At 59.1% G+C, this 17817-nt stretch carries 12 protein-coding genes; 8 read left to right on the top strand and 4 right to left on the bottom strand.

Annotated elements, in window-relative coordinates:
* From CCOS191_RS12875 to CCOS191_RS12855, 5 genes are read left to right on the top strand one after another with little or no spacing between them, the layout of a single operon-like run.
* Complete coding sequence (locus tag CCOS191_RS12875) at window positions 1–2388, top strand: hypothetical protein (RefSeq protein WP_046855541.1); 2388 nt, start codon at window positions 1–3, stop codon at window positions 2386–2388.
* A gap of 57 nt (window positions 2389–2445) precedes the next feature.
* Window positions 2446–3369: a hypothetical protein gene (locus tag CCOS191_RS12870; protein WP_046855540.1), complete on the top strand. Its 924-nt coding sequence runs from the start codon at window positions 2446–2448 to the stop codon at window positions 3367–3369.
* 19 nt (window positions 3370–3388) lie between these two features.
* A complete protein-coding gene (locus CCOS191_RS12865) occupies window positions 3389–4681 on the top strand; it encodes a hypothetical protein (protein WP_046855539.1) in 1293 nt (430 codons plus the stop codon).
* 3 nt (window positions 4682–4684) lie between these two features.
* Entirely contained in the window at window positions 4685–6496 is a 1812-nt protein-coding gene (locus tag CCOS191_RS12860) for a hypothetical protein (RefSeq protein WP_046855538.1), read from the top strand.
* A gap of 33 nt (window positions 6497–6529) precedes the next feature.
* Window positions 6530–7585 (top strand): hypothetical protein, encoded by a 1056-nt coding sequence (locus CCOS191_RS12855; protein ID WP_046855537.1) that lies wholly within the window; start codon window positions 6530–6532, stop codon window positions 7583–7585.
* 163 nt (window positions 7586–7748) lie between these two features.
* Here the strand turns inward: CCOS191_RS12855 and CCOS191_RS12850 are convergent, their stop codons facing one another.
* The 4 genes from CCOS191_RS12850 to CCOS191_RS12835 all read right to left on the bottom strand — a co-directional run bounded on the left by CCOS191_RS12850 (window position 7749) and on the right by CCOS191_RS12835 (window position 13445).
* Window positions 7749–10148 (bottom strand): toll/interleukin-1 receptor domain-containing protein, encoded by a 2400-nt coding sequence (locus tag CCOS191_RS12850; protein WP_082120414.1) that lies wholly within the window; start codon window positions 10146–10148, stop codon window positions 7749–7751.
* A gap of 68 nt (window positions 10149–10216) precedes the next feature.
* A complete protein-coding gene (locus tag CCOS191_RS12845; RefSeq protein WP_046855535.1) occupies window positions 10217–11869 on the bottom strand; it encodes a serine protease in 1653 nt (550 codons plus the stop codon).
* Window positions 11866–12858 (bottom strand): PGAP1-like alpha/beta domain-containing protein, encoded by a 993-nt coding sequence (locus CCOS191_RS12840; protein WP_046855534.1) that lies wholly within the window; start codon window positions 12856–12858, stop codon window positions 11866–11868. Before CCOS191_RS12840 ends, CCOS191_RS12845 begins: the two co-directional genes overlap by 4 nt.
* The gene (locus tag CCOS191_RS12835) at window positions 12855–13445 is read right to left on the bottom strand and encodes a hypothetical protein (RefSeq protein ID WP_156177564.1); all 591 of its coding nucleotides are present in this window, start codon (window positions 13443–13445) and stop codon (window positions 12855–12857) included. The genes CCOS191_RS12840 and CCOS191_RS12835 overlap by 4 nt, the downstream gene beginning before the upstream one ends.
* A 317-nt stretch (window positions 13446–13762) precedes the next feature.
* Here CCOS191_RS12835 and CCOS191_RS12830 point away from each other — a divergent pair, with 317 nt between their 5' ends.
* From CCOS191_RS12830 to CCOS191_RS12820, 3 genes are all read left to right on the top strand, one after another.
* Window positions 13763–14866 carry a toll/interleukin-1 receptor domain-containing protein gene (locus tag CCOS191_RS12830; protein ID WP_046855532.1) on the top strand — a complete coding sequence of 368 codons (1104 nt, stop codon included), beginning with the start codon at window positions 13763–13765 and terminating at the stop codon, window positions 14864–14866.
* Window positions 14863–17130, top strand: a complete 2268-nt coding sequence (locus CCOS191_RS26830) for an nSTAND1 domain-containing NTPase (RefSeq protein ID WP_331711974.1) — start codon at window positions 14863–14865, stop codon at window positions 17128–17130. Before CCOS191_RS12830 ends, CCOS191_RS26830 begins: the two co-directional genes overlap by 4 nt.
* A 167-nt stretch (window positions 17131–17297) precedes the next feature.
* Window positions 17298–17816, top strand: a complete 519-nt coding sequence (locus CCOS191_RS12820) for a GNAT family N-acetyltransferase (RefSeq protein ID WP_046855531.1) — start codon at window positions 17298–17300, stop codon at window positions 17814–17816.
* Window position 17817 lies beyond the last annotated feature (1 nt).

Below are 17817 nucleotides of genomic sequence, written 5' to 3'. Positions count from 1 at the left end.
ATGAGCGTACTGAACTTCCCGCGCATCTACCTCGGCGGCCACATGTACTGGAGCCCGCCGACCGCCAACAACAACGATATGTACCCGCTCTACGACGCCTCGAAGATGCGCTTGAACTGGCGCTTCCTCGAGTACTACGGGATTAACCCGGCGAATGCCAGCAGCAAGTTGATGCCGTGGGTCATCGCTCCGCAGGTGCTGCTCGAGGCGCCCACCTATGTCATCCAGGTGCCGGGTAATGCCGCGCAGGGCGTCGACGTGATGATCCCCGGCGAGTGGAACCTGTTCGGCGACAACGCCTGCGGCACCGTCAACTACACGCCGGCAGACCCCACTATCCCGGCGACAGCCTCCGTCATCACCGGCGGCGAACTGCCCAACGGCGGCTACGTCGACCAGGACCCGTTGATCAACCAGACCTACAACCTGTTCGGCAACCCGTTCGGCAGCGATGCCCCTACTCCGGCGCGTTTCGTCGACGTCAGCCCCTGGCAGAACACCTTCACCGCGCTGTACTTCGACCGGCTGGTGCTCGGCGACGCCCAGTGCGGCCTGACGCTCAAGCGCCAGCACCGCATGCTCGACCGTTTCCTCAACTTCAACTGGGCGAGACTTGGTGGCCTGGTGTATGTAACCACCACCTGGCAGACCTGTTTCCCGAAAGAGAACCTGAGCTGGGCCCTGGGCAACTCGCAATTGCTGCAGAACCTGCAGCAACAGATGGAGCAGCAGAAGGCCAAAGGGCTGATGTTCCGTTTCTCTACCTACCTGACCTGCTACGACAAGAACGGCGTCTTCAATGACCAGCCGTACATCGACACCCGCGCCACCACCCCGCAAGCGCTGGCCTATGTGCAGGCGATGTACCAGAAAGGCCTGGACAATGTCGGCAGCATCTTCTTCAACCCTGCCTATAGCCGCACTGCGGGCACCTTGGGTTTGTGGTTCGACGACGAGTTCCCCACGGCGCCGGCCGGGCGGCGGCTGGTCCCTGGTGATCCGGTACAGTTGCAGAAGGACGGTGTGGACTTCAAACCCATGACATTGGGGGTCATCTCGGCGCAGGTGCATGACGACACCCTGTCGCTGGACCTGCTCAATGGGTTCCCCAGCTATTCGCTTGACCCGAAGGCCAAGATACCGGTGGCGGCGAAGTTCGACGCCGGCAGCTACCAACTCGGCATACGCCAGGGCGAGCAGTTCACGCCGCTGGCCAGTTTCGGCTACGAAGACTATCAGCAGGCGGCCTTCGACAAACGTTCGGGGATCCTCGACCTGCCGTTGAGCGCCGAGGCGCAGAAACAGCTGCAAAGTGGATCGCTGGAGTTGCAGCAGCAAGGCACCACGCCGGTGAAGGCGGCGACCCAGCAGATGTGGACCGCCGAAGTGGTCGAGAGCGGCAGTTTCATCGACGTCGGCGACAGCAAGACCTTGCAGATCATGGTGCAGTACGACGGCCTGCCGGCGCCGGCCGGTACCGTGCTGACGGTGGCCGAGTACAACAACGCCTACATGATGTGCACCACCGACTACTACCTGGCGTTCAGCAACCCGGCCGATTTCACGCTGTTCTTCGACGACCCTGACGACCGCGCCAAGAACATCTCCAACCTGCCGAACTTCGACAACGCCCCGCCGCTCTCTCGGCAGCTGAGCGAAGGCACGGGCCGCAGGCTTACGGCGATGCACCTTGCAGGCCCGACCACCGGCATGAATCCGGTGAGCTACCAGCAGTACCTGCCCACGCCTGGCTCGGTGGCCCTGAGCCCCAGCCTGGCGTTCGCCAACCCCATCCAGGGTCAGGGCACGCTGCAGGGTGAGCCGAACGGCAAGGTGCAGTACAGCACCACGCAGATCACCACCGACGCCAACGGGGTTGCCCAACTGACCGTCAAGGCCGTGGCACCGGGCTTTCCGACCTTGCGCTTCTTCGTGCATGACGGCAAGCAGCCGCCGCAGATCCCGTTCAGCTTCAAACTGATGCAAACCTATACCGACTTCCTCGCGCCACTGCGCGTGCTGCCCCAGGAGCCGGAGATACAGCAGAGGTTCGTCGATGCCTGGAACCTGGTCTACAAGCAGCAGAACGCCGGCCAGTTGATCTGGGAAAGCTTCATCTACCCGTTCATCCTGCAGCCGTTCTTCTACATGTACCCGATCATGAACAAGTACATGCCGCTGAACTCCCTGGCACGGATAGAAGGCGCGGTCGACCAGCTCATCGTGCTGATCAGCAAGGAGTACCAGGAGGAAAGCACCCTGGCGATGCCCATCACCCGGGACATGCCGCAAAGCCGCCGGGCAGTGCTGGAGCTCTGGGCCCAGGCCCTGGTGAAACGCAACTACCCACCCATCCCGCTGAGCATGAGCGACTTCCCGCAAGGCTGACCGGCAGGACTGCCGGGTGACGAGGCTGTCACCCGGCACACTTCACAGGAGTGTCCCATGAACACCCGCATCCTCGACCGACTGTTGCTGCTTGTCCTGCTGCTGTGCCCCTCGCTGGTCGCCCAGGCCGACGACAGCGCCGTCTACTTCACCATGGGTGTGCACAACACCCTGGGGTGCGATGCAAGCAACGGCAACTGCATCGCCAAACGCGCACCGAGCGACCCGTCCGATCCGTTCTTTCCGGCGTACTGGATCAGCGACTGGACGATGTACCGGGTGATGCACAACTACCAGCAGAATCCGCCGCCCTACAGCAACCCGCCGGCCACCCTGGCCCCGGCCGACTACACCGTGTCCCGTGGCACCAGCTACTACGACACCACCTACATTCCAGCGGATGGCGACGGCTTCGGCGCCATGATGGAGCACTACGAGAAGTACTGCCTGCCGATCTTCCCGATCAAGAACAACAACTACACCTGCTCGTTCGTGTCCCTGGGCAACAAGGCCTACTTCCTCACCTACCCGCAGGACCGCCCCAAGGACATGCCGGCCTGCTGCATGTTCTCGCCGATGAACCACCCGCCTCGGCAGGATTTCATCAAGCACCTGCCCTACAGCGCCACCCGCAGCCAGCACCTGGACGCCAGCGTGCAGGCCTATGCCCTGGACCTGGACTCGCCGCAGGGGCCGATCCTGTTCGGCTATGCCTTCTACAACAAGGCCACGGGCCAGCCGCCCTACCGGCAACCGCAGTCGTTCTACTTTTCCGGGGACGCCAGTGTCGCCAACGCGCCGATCGTCAGCCAGAACTACACCGGCTTTCGCATCGCCAAGCCCGATCCCGCCCAGACCTGGGCGCAGGTCGCCGCCATGTGCCCGTCGAACCCGCCGCCCTGCCAGCTGTTCGAGCCGCCAGCGGCGCAGAGCAACGGGCACAAGGCGCAGTGGAACAAACTGATGCAGCGCAAACCCTGAACCACGACGAAGGATCGCCATGAAAGCCATACTGCGCTTATCCGTGATAGCCCTGGGCTTGGCCAGCCTGCCGGTATTGGCCAGGGAACAGGCCTCGCCCTCATCCCTGGCCACCCAGCTCGATTGCCAGCCGCCCAGCAGCGCCCCGGCCGCCAACGCCAGCCAGGACCAGTTCGATCGCTACAGCTGGCAGCTGTTCATTGCCTTGAACTGGCCGGCCCAGGACCGCCAACGCGGCAACCCGGACTGCACCAGGCAGCCTGGGGACGCCGGCTACACCGTCTGGCAGACCTACAAGAGCGTCGACGAGATCTTCCTGCCCGGTGGCGCCGATCCCGGCCCCTGGAACACCCCGCAGGGCGCCAGGAGCCTGGGCATCATCAACATCGCCGCGCTGAAGAACAGCTCGCTGGTCAACGCCATCGACCAGGCGGTCGGCGGCTGGCTGATCGACCAGGCCGGCAACCCGACCTACTACGATATCTCGGCCAACGAGGCGTCCTACGACTACATCGTCGCCAACCAGTTCTACAACGCCGATGTGGTATCCAGGGCAGCCAATATCCAGTTCCCCTATGGCGTCATCGAGATCAAGTCGAGCTGGCGCATCCTCGGCCCCCATGACAACGCCAGCCGCTACCTGACCATGCTGGCGCGGGTGGCCACCTTCGATGACCAGGGCCGGCGCAACGGCGTGACCGAGGCCTTCCTCGGCCTGGTGGGCCTGCATGTGATCACCAAGGCCAAGGGCTATCCGCAGTGGATCTGGTCGACCTTCGAGCAGATCGACAACGTGCCGCCCAAAGCGCTGGTGGGCGGCCAGTGGGTCGACCAGCCTGCGTCCGGTACCGCCTACTCCTACTTCAACGCCGACGCGCCCGCCGCGAGCCTCAACCAGTCGCCCTGCGACTGGCAGACCCAGGGCACGCAACTGGTCTGCGTGCCCAAGCTAGGCACCACCTTCCAGACCCCCAACCCGCTGAACCGCGTTACCCCGATCGCCGATGTCACCCAACAGGTCAACACCGCCTACCGCGCCGACCCCGGGCTGCAACGCAGCGTGCTCAAGTACTACCAGCTGGTCACCACCCAGCGCCCGCTGATGCCCGACAACCCCGGCAATCCGCTGGGCCAGCCGACGCCCGCACTGTCGGCCAATGTCACCATGGAAAGCTACATCCAGCCCAACAGCAGCTGCATGAACTGCCACTCCATGGCCACCGCAGTCAGGAGCCCGTACAAGTCCGACTTCTCCTACCTGTTCAAATTCGCCCATGCGCCCCTGGGCAAAACCATCAAGGACGAGGATTGAACCATGAGCATCCTGAATGGCCCACGCCTGAACTTCTGGGGTGGCATCCGCACCGATGTCAGCCTGCCGAACAACTCGCCGACCATCCCCTTCGATGGCAACGACGAGTGGCCGATCTTCGACCTGACCACCTCGACCCTGGCGCCGGGCGCCCAGTCCTATAGCGACGATCAGTTGAACAGCATGCTCAATGCGCCGAACGGCAACTACTACACCGCAGGCGGCTGGAACCACTACGGGCAGCACCTGGTCGACCTGCAGAACGCCATGATCAGCTCGCAGGGCAGCCCCGGCAGCGTCAGCACCAGTGGTGACCTGGTGGGGCAACCGGTGTACCTGCTCGGCTCGCTGGACCCGGCGACCGGCCAGCCAACCAACTCCGGCCCGATGATGGTGGACCTGGACCCGACCTCGACGACCACCACGCAGATCTTCGTCGGCGGCCTGCAGATCGGTGGCAACAGCGATACCCAGCTGCTGATCCGCTGTGACACCGTCTGCAGCAGCCTCGATGTGAAGAAGCGCGTGCTGCTGCCCGCGTCGATGGACGCGCCAGGCTCGTTCCGCCTGAGCGGCACCTTCCAGCTGACCTTCCCGCTCGCCAGCATCGTCAGCTGGAACCGCGACAGCCCCGGGCTGCGCGCGATCATCCAGGCGCCCGGAGCAACCGGGATCGTGTTGCGCTTCGTGATGTTCGAGATGTGCCCGGCGATGACCACCGCGCAACTGGACGCCGACTACGCCGCGGGTCGATACACCCCGAACCCGAGCATCGGCCGGGTCATCGGCACCCTGGCCCCGGCTTTTGCCAACGAGCCCGCCAACTGCCAGCCCGGACGCCAGCTGGTCAACCAGAGCACCGGCGGCACCGCCTACGCCGAGCTTGCCGGCAGCGGCCTGCTGAGCGTCGACATGGTCAACCTGATTCCCAAGCAGACCTTCAGGGCCGTGCGCGACGACATCACCAGCCCCATCGGGCCCAATGCCAACTACGGGCCGGTCACCTTCACCGCCGGTACCGTACCCCTGGCCACGCTCGATCCGAACAGCGACCTGCTGCTCAACTACTACGTGTATGGCGGCCTGGTCGACCTGCCGCTCGACGCCAGCCAGCAGCAGGCGACGAAAACCTCGGTGCTGCACGTCAACGCCCCCGGCGCCGTCGCCGGCACCCTGTTGCATGCGTGCGAGTCGGTCTATCGGGTCTACGCCGACCAGCGCAATGTCTACACCGAGGACTACCCCGACGGCCTGTCGATCACCCTGCAGGTCCGCTACCTGGGTGGCCCGGTAACCACCCTGAGCAAGATAGCGCTCGACACCGGCCCTTCCGGCCCGAACTACGGAGCACCGGAAAACTGGGACTTCCTCGACGTGCCCGAGGTCCTGGTAGTCGAGGCCGGCCAGCTTGCGGTCAGCCTGCCGGTCAAGGTCAAGCCCGGTACCGACGCACAGGCCGGGTTCGTCGCCCTGAGCTACTCCGTCAACGGCCTGGCCGCCGGCAGTTTTTTCACCAACTTCCGCAAATTCGCCAGCACCGACTTCGGCATCGCCACGGGCAGCACCATCACCTGGCAGCAGGTGTACCCGAATGTGCTGCGCTTTCACTACCTGGCCTTCCCCGCCATGTCCCGGTACGTGCCGCTGAACCAGCCCGACGCGATCATGGCGGCGAAGGGGCCGATCCTTGCCCGCACCGCCGATGCCTACAAAGGCACCACGCTGTTCATGCCGGTGGTGCGCTCGATGTCGCCGAGTCAACGGGCCCTGCTGCGCGCCTACCTCACCGGCGAGCCGTGGCAGCCACCGCAGTAGCCGCTAACCCTGTTCGCTCACGGAGAGAAGCCGATGCCTGCACCTGTTCATGTACCCACACATCCACGCGCAACGCTGCGCCCCAGTACCCTCATCGCCGAGGGCCTGCTCAATCCACGCGGCATCTGCCTGCAGGCCGATGGCAGCCTGCTGCTGGCCGAGGCCGGCTCCGGCCTGCCCGAGCAGCCCTTCAGCGGCCGGATCAGTCGACTGCGAGCGGATCCGACCTCACCCGGCGCCTACCTGCCCCGGGAAACCCTGGCACAGGGTTTTCGCGCCATGAACATGCAAGCGCGCATGTTGCGCGACGAAATCATGGGGTTGTCGGACATCGCCTGCGGTGACGGACGCTGCCTGGCCAGCCAGACCGACTATGTCGAGGGCTCGAGGTTGCTCGACCTGCAGTTCAACCCGCCCGAGCCGGTGTTTCACAGCCGCGGCAACCTCAACGCACTGTGCTTTCACCCAACCCGACGCAGCTGGCTGGCGGTCAAGCCCGATAGCAACCAGTTGGTCGAGTTCGTCGAAGGCCAGCAGGAGCGCGTGCTGGCGTCGTTGCCCGAACTGGAGCAAGGCCAGGAAGCCGTGCCCGTCACACTGGTGTACGAACCCGACACGGACGCAGTGCTGATCAGTCTGTTCTCCGGCGAGCTGCACGGTGACCCGCTGCGCAAGGGCATCGACTTTGCCGACAGGGCCGGACGGGTCATCCGGGTCTGGCCAGCCGATGGACGCATCGAGGTAGTTGTCCAGGGGTTGCAACTGCCCACCGGCCTGGCCCTGGATCGCAACGGCAACCTGCTGGTGCTGGAGCTCTGCGACAGCGTGCAGCAACCTTTGACGCCTGACTGGCAAGGCGAACCGCGGCATGGCGGCTTCACCCGTTTCTCAGGCAGGCTCCTGCACTGCAACCTGCAGACCGAGCAGGTGACGGTACTTGCCCAAGGCCTGGATACGCCGTCCAACCTGTGCCTGGTGCGCGATGGTGTGTTGGTCAGCGAAGGCATGGGGCTGCTGGGGCGGGCACTGCCCACGCCAGAGGGCGAGGTGGTGCCGTTGGGTGGAAGGCTACGGCGGGTATGGCTATGAGCAAGCGTGGTTTTCGTGGTGATGGACGTTGATTTCGCAGTGTCTGTGACGCGTTTCCAGACCTCCACGCCTCGACCGGGTGTGGAGCGAACCCACCACGCACCAAGCTGTGAATACCGCATCGCCATTGGCGTGCCAATTGGTATTTTTGAAGAGCTGGCAACTATTCGTTTCTTGGCTTGGCAATCACTTCAAAGACTTTATCATCCCACTCGTAGCTGAAGGAAACTCCCCCCTGCTCAGATACAGTGAGCTTGTCGAACCCGGTAGGCATTGTCGGTGCAGCCGAGAGGAAGTTGGTACCTAAACGCGCCAGAACGCTGCCTGTGTTCAATTCAACAAGCGAGAGCCGCCCGAATGAAGTCAGAACCCAGGCGCGGTTACGTTTGACATCCACGGTCACCGCCTGAATCGCATCAGTGTAGCTTCCTGTTTCATAAGCCCTGGGGCGAGCGAAATTTTTCCTCCAGACCAACTGCGTCCCGGAGGTCAATTCCAGATCACCTTGGGCAGCGCGCAGATGTAAAACGCCAGCGCCATGAAATGTATCGACGTTCCACGCGATGTCCTCTTCTGGCAAGTCACTTGAAGTCGTGTCCAACGGTGCTCTGCTAATCTCGTGCTCCTCGAGTTGCCATGCAGACATGAACAGCTTTACGCCATGGCTTCGGTAGGACACATAGACGGCATCGGACGCGGCGCAAGCCACGCCAGAAACGGCGTCAGGCCAAGAGTGCTCTACATGTTCAGGCTCGACACTGACATCATCAAAAACATTTACAACACGACGCATCCAGTAGACATTCCCATCCCAATCCCCAACGACGATCCCATTATCCGGACATATTGCACCAGCGGAGTAGTGTGCTGCGGAACGAGGATAGTCCACCTCTACTTTGCGCTCTGCGCCTTGCGCTATACAACGATCCTGCACAGTCAATCTACCGAATTTTGTTTCGGTCAAGTAATACACATAGTCACAGCCCTTGAGGTTGTCCCGGTGCGCGACGATATCCAGTAGCGTCTCGCTCCGGCTTGCGAAACGTTGCAACATCAATACAACACCGGTCGGGTCAGGTGCAACGATCAACGTTGGCTCAGTGATTGGCGCATTATTGTCTATGGCAGGTGCAGGTATGGCGGGTTCCAGCAGCGTTGGCTTGTTTTCACTCAAGCCAATGAAAAATTCGACCCACGGTTTCGACGTCACTCGCATTGGCGTACCAAGTTTTAGATCCAATGCGGGTGCCAGTGACTCACCGTCCAGATTGAACAAGCGTAGGTGATGATATTTATCAAGAATTATAATACGCCTTCCTTCCCGGTCTGCCCATATTGCCGCCAAAGGAAACGGCTGTATCGGTACAGGGACGCTGGCCTGCGCACCGGTAGTGTATATCTGCAGCACGCCATCCAACCATCCTGCCAGCAGACGCTTGTCGGGCAACGGCACCAGCACTTGCAAGGCCGTATCGGGCCGGCCCTCCATCAGCATATCCTCCCAGCGAGACATTTCGGTATCCAAAGGCTTGCAATCAGGCCAGCGTCTCATCATGACAGCAATGCCTTCCTGAGCGCCGATCTCGTAACCAACCCAGAATGACCGATCGGGCGACACCACTACGTTTGACAGATAGCGATTACTGTCGCACTCATGAACTTCTCGCTTATCGCTGATGGGCAGTATGCTTAGGGTATCGTATCGACTACCTAACACTAAACTGCTCTGAACACCGTCCCCTACAAGCTTCATGCTGCGGATGCTTGACTCGCCTTGGGTGTCGAGAAGCACGGCGCGCTGATACAGAGCCTGCCGAATATTGTTCAGAAAATACCCAGGAAGCGCAGGGTTCTTGATCGCCCTTTGTGAAGCTTCCATAAACTCTCCATTTGACTGATCGGCGGCGATGAGAAACATGTCCGCTGCTTGTTGCTTGTGCAGCGCTTCATCACGCGCAAGGTCCGCTGAAAGCTTCATACGCCAGGAAACAAACGTTAGCGTAATTAACAGCAACATAATCAAAGCTACCAGCGCACGCCACTTCCGATTTGCGCGCAAACGCCCAACACTGATGACAATGCTCTCCACTGTTAGCGCACTTGCGCTGTTAGGAACTCCCTCTTCCCAAGGTTCAACAATATATTTTTGCGCGTCGAATCCGTGCCAGTCTTCCGTTGCGGCATTCTGCCCGACGATGGTCGGCAGGCAACCATCAAGCGAGACGGGAATGACGGGACGGTCAGGGTGGTATTTCCTGAACTGTTGTACTTCAGTTTTGATCCAGCGCGGCTCTTTCAGAACCTCGGAATTAATGACGACAACCAGTATCTTGCTTTTTGCCAACGCGCGTTCCAATTCTGGAGTAAGTTTATCGCCATACCCCAGCTCTTCCTCACAAAAAAACACAACCAACCCAGCATCTTGTAGACGCCGTGCTAGGTCGGAGGCATAAGAAAAATTACCTCTAGGTGGCTCACCCAAGGCAAAAGATACAAACACGTCATAGCCAAAAAGACGTGCAGAAAACCTTCGGCCTTTCGCAAGTTCCACGGTCGCGTCCATATTGATTCACTCCAGCCGATGTGCAGGCTGGATTCCCTGCCCCTCGTTTCTGAACGATTTGTACGAACTCAGATAACCGCCGCCCCACCTTTCCAATACTCATGAATCGAGCGGAGCGTGATGCCTTCGTTCGCTTCGTAACAGCCTTCGCCTGATAACCGTGGACACGTCTGCGACCCGGCATGGTGCAGCGCGATGACTTGCCAGTCCCTATTGAACACCGGGCTACCGGAACTGCCGGGGTCGGTGGGTGTTCTGTAGTGCATCAATCGCAGACGGCTGCAGACATCAAGGAGCACGCTGTCTTGCAGTGAGAACTGCAGCTCTCCTGCGCGAGGATGGCCGACGACAAAGGCTTTGGTGCGCGGAGAGGGCCACGGAACGGTCACTGAAACGGGTAGACCGTTGGCGCCCCTTGGTGTACGACTCAATCGGCAAATAGTCACATCCAGCATGCCCGGCGCCTCCCCCACCATGCCTAGTTGGCCAGGCTCCGAACAGAACAGGACCTCTTGAACCAGGCAGGGAGTCAGACCACTGTCGGACTCCACCTCGAACGTAACCCTTGCCTCGCGGCTGGTGATCGCCTTTGTCGGGAGATCGCTGATCACATGGGCATTGGTCACGAACAACAGGCCGCTCTCTCCAAACTCCTTGCCTGCCACCAGGAATCCGGTTCCCAGGCGCACTCCCTTGTCATTGGTCACACAGCCTATGTTCGGGGCAAGCGCGAGCATCTTCTGGATGTCCGCGACGGTAAACGATTTTTCACCACTGAAGTTCTTCTCCAGTTCCTCGGGATTCTGCTGAAGCCGCTGCATCTGACGGATGTCCACAGACCAGCGACGCTGAGTACGCAGCATGTGGCGTTCGAAAATCCTCGCCAGGCACCCTGCGCAGGTAGCCTCGTCAAGCGGGGAACCACGCCATATCTCCCTCAACTGGCGACAGTAGCTTTCCATTTCAAACGGCCCACAGTGCGGGTGAGCGAGGAAACGGTACAACCACAGCTCAGCCCAATCACACCAGTTCTGTTCTGGTAACAAACGGTTGAGCGCAAGGCATGCCTCGGAAGCGGTAGCCAGTGCCCAAGGGTCGTCCGGACTGCTGCGTACCGCAGCCGTTGCTTGCTTCAGGACGTTGCGAGCAAGTTTGATCAACCCCCGGGTAGAATCAGGGATCTGCTCATGTAAGCGCACACGCAATGCCAGGACGTTAACGTCGAGAAAGAAGTTGGCAGATGCGGGCGGTCGCTTTTGATAATAGGTAATCGATTCGGCGAGGAAGTTGACGTCATCCGTGAGGACGAAGCGCTGCTTGCGAATGCGCCCTCGCAAGGCGTTGTAGTCTTTTGCCTGGGCTTTCAACTCCAAGTCGGCGGGATTAATGGTTGCCACCCGATCAGCCTCATCGAGCAATTCATCGGCACCGTCCAAGGCCCCGAGCTCAACCTTGGCCTGGGCGAGAAGACGCTGTATGACGGCGTCGAATCTCTGCGCCTTGTTCCAAGCCATGCCAATCTCGTGGACATGTTCAAAATGCCGATGCTTGCGTAAAAGGTCCATGGCGCTACGGGTGCTTTTGGCAATTGCGCCGGGGGTGGCAAGGAGCGCTTCGCTGAGCAGTTCCACTGCCTCCCCAAGCAATTGCAAGGTGGGGTTCGGGTACTCACCCCGCTGTAGCGCATTGGCGAGTTCACACGCCTGCTTTGCGGGTGTCATCTGCGTAGACCAACGGCTTGTGCCAACTGCTGGCGCAGCAGCCTGCCTGCAAAGTAGTGAGTGATAGTGTGACGCCAACTGCCCCAGTTGCTCTCGCGCAAATTTTCCACTTTGCGCCCATCCACTTCGAGGAAATCATCTAGCTTGGGATCCGCGCCGCAAACAGGGTCAAGCGGATCGTAGATATTGATCCATCGGCCGAGCTGCGGAGGGAAGTCAACATGTTCTTGGTCATCGGGCCGCAGTTGCTCTTGTACCTCCGTGATACCAAGTGGCGAACCCAGGGTGAAGAGGACCTCGACCGGTGGCCGATGGGTAAAGTTGCGCAGTACGTCGTACGCAATCATTGTGCCCATGCTGTGGGTTACCAGAACGATTTTTTTTGCTTCTTTTTGCGCTTTGATAAGATCCTTGATAAGGCCATTGCACAATTCATCACGCACATTGACTTTCAAACCATCGCTGGGCCGCACGTAATCCTTTCTGAACAGAAAGTAATAGGCTTCCATCGCCGCTCTTTTGATTACGGCTTCTTTCACAGGGCCAGGAAGCCAAGAAGCAATTTCCAGTTGCCCGGGTTCCCGGGCCCCGGAAAGTACTTGGGTGCCGGAGGGCCCCGGCGGAGAGGGTACTTGATTCATCTTACGCTGGATCTCCCTCAGGAATACGACCTCCTCTTCACTACTGGGCTTCGGCGGTACCATTACACCGGCCACCTCTTCGAAATGCTCCGCTTCAACCACAGTATCCTGCAGCGCCTCGTAGTAAGCACCGAAGTCCGTTTCGTAGTCAGTGCCATAGAAGACATCTGCATAGTAATTGAAGAATGGAGGCACACCCTGGGTGACAAGGTCGATGCCGGGATTGTTACCGTCGAACGGCGGCGGCGTGTCAGTGCGCTCAAGCCCCCACAGCCAGATCTCTTTCAACTTGTCGGGTGACGGCTTCTTCGCCAGCCCATGCACGAACACCACGGCATAATCCCTCATGCTCGCTCCTCCCCTTGCTGATCCTGGAAAAGTGTCTGGGCATCACCACCGAACGTTAGAGGCGGAGGCTTGCCTTGCTGGGCGGCATTCTCCATCGCGCGAGCATGATTCATGTCCGCAGGGTGAAAACGGACGATCTTGCCTCTGCTGCGCCCTTCTTCGAGTTCGTCGCGAGTGATCGCGCCGCCACCGATACCAATCATTACGTCGCTTGCATCGATCATCGCTTGGGAAGTGGAGGATAGTTGCCCATTGGTTTGCCTCCCGCCCCAGGTTTCATCGTCAATCACAAACACATGCTGGCAATTCGGCGAGCGCGCTGTTCCTTGAGCGAGCGCCAGTGACGAAACGATTCCCACGGTGCGAAAACCCATCTGTTGCGCCAGCGAATAGACCATACCGATACCTGAAGCCGTAGCACCTGCGCACACTATGGCCTGGGCAGGATTGAATTGGCTGAGCTCGCTCAAGAGCAACTTTTGTAACTGAGCTTCTCGCTCATACCCAGCGTCGGAAAAGCCCAGGAACGTGACTACCCGCTGGGTAGCCAGGGCGCGGATACGCTCGACGGCCAATTGTGCATCCATGATCGCTCTCGTCGTGAATACGCCACTCTTGTTGTGCACGAGGGTGGCCAAGGGGATACCTAGGCTAGCCGCCTGTATACACATTGATGAAGAAAGCACTGATCTCAAGATTGCGCAACTGGCAGCTTCGTAAAACAAGGTAAATAGGCTCTGAAGCTTTGACGAAATCAGCAGCGCGCTTTTTATTGCAAAATAGTTGGCTGTTTTTATGTATCTCCCACCCTCTCGATTCCTGGCTGTTTGCTATGATCGTCATGGTGCGGCTACGCGGTCTCAACACATTCGTAAAAACAACGGCGTGAGCCTGGGAGGTTTTTATGGCTTATGTGGGGACGCCATTTGCCCATGACTTGTTCATCAGTTACAGCCATGGCTATGACGAAAAAAGCGGCATCGGTTTTCTGCAAGCTTGGTCAACAGCCTTTACCACCGAGCTCGAGCGCGAGCTCCGCGCAGATCGCAGATTTCGTCACGATCTCGCCATTTTCTTAGACGGTGACCATCGTCCTGGGCAAGGGATCGACCCAATGTCCCCGCTCACTGAACAATTACGTCAGGAAATCGGCAACTCTGCTTTGCTGGTGATCCTGATGTCCCCTGACTACCTTGCCTCCACTTGGTGTGCCGACGAGCGTGAGTGGTGGTCTACCCAACAAGCCAGTTTCGGCCTGCCGTGTGACGAACGAATCGCTGTAGTGCGGATTTGGCCAACTGACACTGCGTGGCCCAAGCTATTGACCGACTCCCAGGATCAACCGCTGGTTGGATTTCGCTTCCACGCGCCACTTTCCGGCAAAGAGTACCCATTGGGTTGGGTCGATATGCCTGGACCGTTTCAAAGAGACTTCAGGAAAGCGCTGCTTGATATCGTCACCCGTGTCTACCCCAAACTGGACGCGTTGAAGCAACGGCTTGAAGAGCGGCAAAGGCTCGAGACCGAGGCTGGACGACTTGCCCAGGAAAGTGGCCAGACGATCTATTTACATGGCCGGGCAAGTAATTCCAGTGCATGGGAAAAGGCAGCCATCGCCCTTACTGATAGCGGCTTCATGGTGCTTCCCGGGGAACCTGACGCGTTGGAACATGATCCGCAGAAACTGCAGAGCGTTCGTGAACAACGTGTCGAAACATTGACCGTCTGTGATGCGTTGCTGATTTTGGGGTCGGAAGATGGCCGAGCGCTCGATTCCGATTTAGTCGTACTCGGCAAGCATGATCGGCAGTCAGCGCGAGCTCGCTGTAACCGTCTTCTTCCCTGCGGCCTGATCGATACTGTTGGCGCAACGATTGCGACGCCTGTACGCAAGGCAAGTGCACGGGTTCTCCAGGCAGATTGGCTTGATGGAACACAAATAACCTGGCCTCAGGACGTGAAGCGCTGGTTGGATCAGAAAAGCGCTTTGCTTGGTCAGCAATTATGAGCACCGCTAACAGTGCAGCATTCGATGCATTATTCAGAGTCTCCCCGCCTGCTCGACCATATCCAGGATTAAGGCCGTTCGAGAAGGAGGAGTGGCCGATATTCTTCGGTCGTGAACGAATGGCCGATGCAGTTGTTTCAAGACTATTGGATAAGCATCTTTTAGTTGTTCATGGTGATTCCGGATGTGGCAAGAGCTCGTTGATCCGTGCTGGCGTTCTGCCGCGACTTGAGCAGGAGAGCGCGCGAGGTGGGGTGCGGTGGCGCACGTGTGTTTCGCTTCCCCAGGAAGATCCGTTATGGAACCTTGCCGAAGCGTTGGCCGAGCTCAACCACGATGAGTCGGCGAGTCAAAGTGTTTTTGATTACCGACGCACCTTCAACTCGGGAAGACGAGGACCCGAAGAGCTGGCGAACCTCTTGAATATCACCTCCGAGAACAACCTCTGCATACTTGTAGACCAGTTTGAGGAGCTGTTCACCCATGCCAGCTCTCATGGGCAGGAGGAAGCCCAACTGCTCACCGAGTTTCTGGTCTCACTGCTACAGGATCCGCCCAACGGTTTTTACATGGTGCTGACCATGCGTTCGGAATTCCTCGGCGCCTGCGCACGTTTCGAAGGTCTGGCAGAAACGGTAAACACAACGCAGTACCTCTTGCCAAGGATGGGACATGAGGACCTGATCCGCGCCATTTGCGAACCCGCCAAGCTATTCGACGGTCAAATAAGTCTGGCGCTGGCCAATCGCTTGATTGCAGACTCCAGCGCCAGCCAGGACCAACTGCCCCTCATCCAGCATGGATTAATGCTGCTGTATCGGGAATATGTCGCCTACCCTTTCGATTGTACGAGGCAAAAGATCGACGGCGAGGCACTCTGGAAATTAGACCTTCAGCAATACGAGAGCAAAGGTAAAGTCTCCGACCTGCTTTCGGCTCACGCAGACTTGGTGCAGACGCAAGTAGAACGGGAGTACCTGCAACGAGGTAGCCGAACAATAGAGGACCTTTTTCGCGCCTTGACGGATATCAACGCAGATGGACAGGCAATCCGCCGCCCATGCAAATTGAGCCGCCTTATTGAAGTGACTGGAAGCAATGAATCCAGCTTGCGAAGTGTCATTGATCACTACCGTGCCGAGGGCGTCTCCTTCTTGCGACCGTATGGAAAGCAGCCTATCGAGTTGGACGACTTGATCGATGTGAGTCACGAAGCGTTGATCCGATGTTGGAGAAAAGTAGCGGACGCTACTGAGGGCTGGCTCAATCGTGAGTTCCGCACGGGTTTAATTTGGAGAGCGCTGCTTGTCCAGGCAGATAGTTTTGAACGAGACCAGAGCAGTGTGTTGAGCGCCGTTGCCGTTTCAGAGCGCGAACGCTGGTTGCAGCGTCGGAATCCGGCCTGGGCGGAGCGCTATGGTGGCGGCTGGGAAAGAGTACAACGACTATTAACTGCAAGTGCACAGGCGCGCGATCGAGAACGTATACAGCAAACGATAGAAGATCAACGCAAGCAAGATCTTGATCGCCGTGAATTTCAGTTGCGAATGATGAAACGATGGGTTCGCACCTTGCTCGCTCTGCTGGTGGCAACAGTGTCACTTGGAGTCTATGCTTGGATAGAGTCAAACCGCGCCAACCGCGCTTTTGTTGAAGCCAGTCAGCAATTTTCGGTGGCCAATGCGACACGCGAACAGAATGAAGCCTTGACGCAAAGTAACCAGCAGTCAGCGGATGTGTTGCGCAAAGTGGGGGAGAAACTTGAACGTGCGGCGTCTGAAAGCAATGCGGACCCTAAGCTTGCCCAAACGTTGAATGATGTGAATGCGCAGCTGACAAATGAAGTAAAGATGCTAGGCGAGCCAGTGAAGAGAGTCCAGCTCGCACCGCCATCATCGCTGGCAAGAGAGTCTGCGTCCCCAGGCGCTCGGCTTTATATTCAGATCGGCCCTTTTTACCCGGATTTTGTCGTGAAGCAATTGGTTTCACAAATGGCTACGCTCGGTAGTACAACATTCCCGGTTATCGTAGCCGGTGTCCAATTAATTCCACAGCCACCCCCTCAATCCTCGCTCCGCTGCTTTCAAACGGAGGATTGCAAAGAGGGCCTGAAGCTTGTGGAAAAAATCAACAGCATTGTGCTAGCACCGAAAATAACATTGATCGATCTGACCGACCGTTACGGCCTACCAAACCAAATCCGTCAAGGACACTACGAGCTGTGGTTCTCCCCGGAACCCATCATATTGAGACCTCAGCAATAGGCGTCCAATCAAGCCAATTTACTGAGCAGCCGTCGTCACACGCGCCTGGCTTATGGATTGGAAGCCCCGCTTCGGTGAGTGGGGTATTTTGAATGCCTGTAGTTGTACATCCTGCGCTCGGCGCGTAAAACAGCTTCCTGTCTCCCCAATCCCGCAAGGAGCACCGGATGCTGGAGCTGCACACCGACCGCCTCTACCTGCGCCCCCTGAACGAAGCCGATTGGCCACTGTTCCTCAGGCTCCACCGTGAGCCTGACACCATGCGCCATGTGTTCGACGAACTGCCGGAAAGCGAAGTGCGCCGTGGTTTCGAACACCGCCTGCCGCAGTGGTCGCCCGAAGCGGAGCATTGGCTGTGCCTGGTGATGGTCGACAAGGCCAGTGGCTGCGACGTCGGCGTCACCGGCCTGCGCGTGCTGCGCCCCGGCCACGCCGAGGTCGGCTACCTGCTACTGCCGCAATGGCACGGCAAGGGCCTCGGCAGCGAGTCGTTGCGGGCCATCCTGGCATTCGCTGCCGACAAGGGCCTGGGTTCGCTGGAGGCCACTGTCACCGACGGCAACGACGGTTCCTGCCGGCTCCTGGAAAAGTGCGGTTTCACCCTCGCCCGCCGTGTGCCCCAGGCCTACCTGCTGCGCAATACGTTGCACGACGACCTCATCTACACCCTCGACCTGCGCGGATAGC

It is taken from the genome of Pseudomonas sp. CCOS 191, from assembly GCF_001007005.1.
GTDB classification, from domain to species: Bacteria; Pseudomonadota; Gammaproteobacteria; order Pseudomonadales; family Pseudomonadaceae; genus Aquipseudomonas; species Aquipseudomonas soli.
This window is presented reverse-complemented; position numbering and strand designations above follow the sequence as displayed.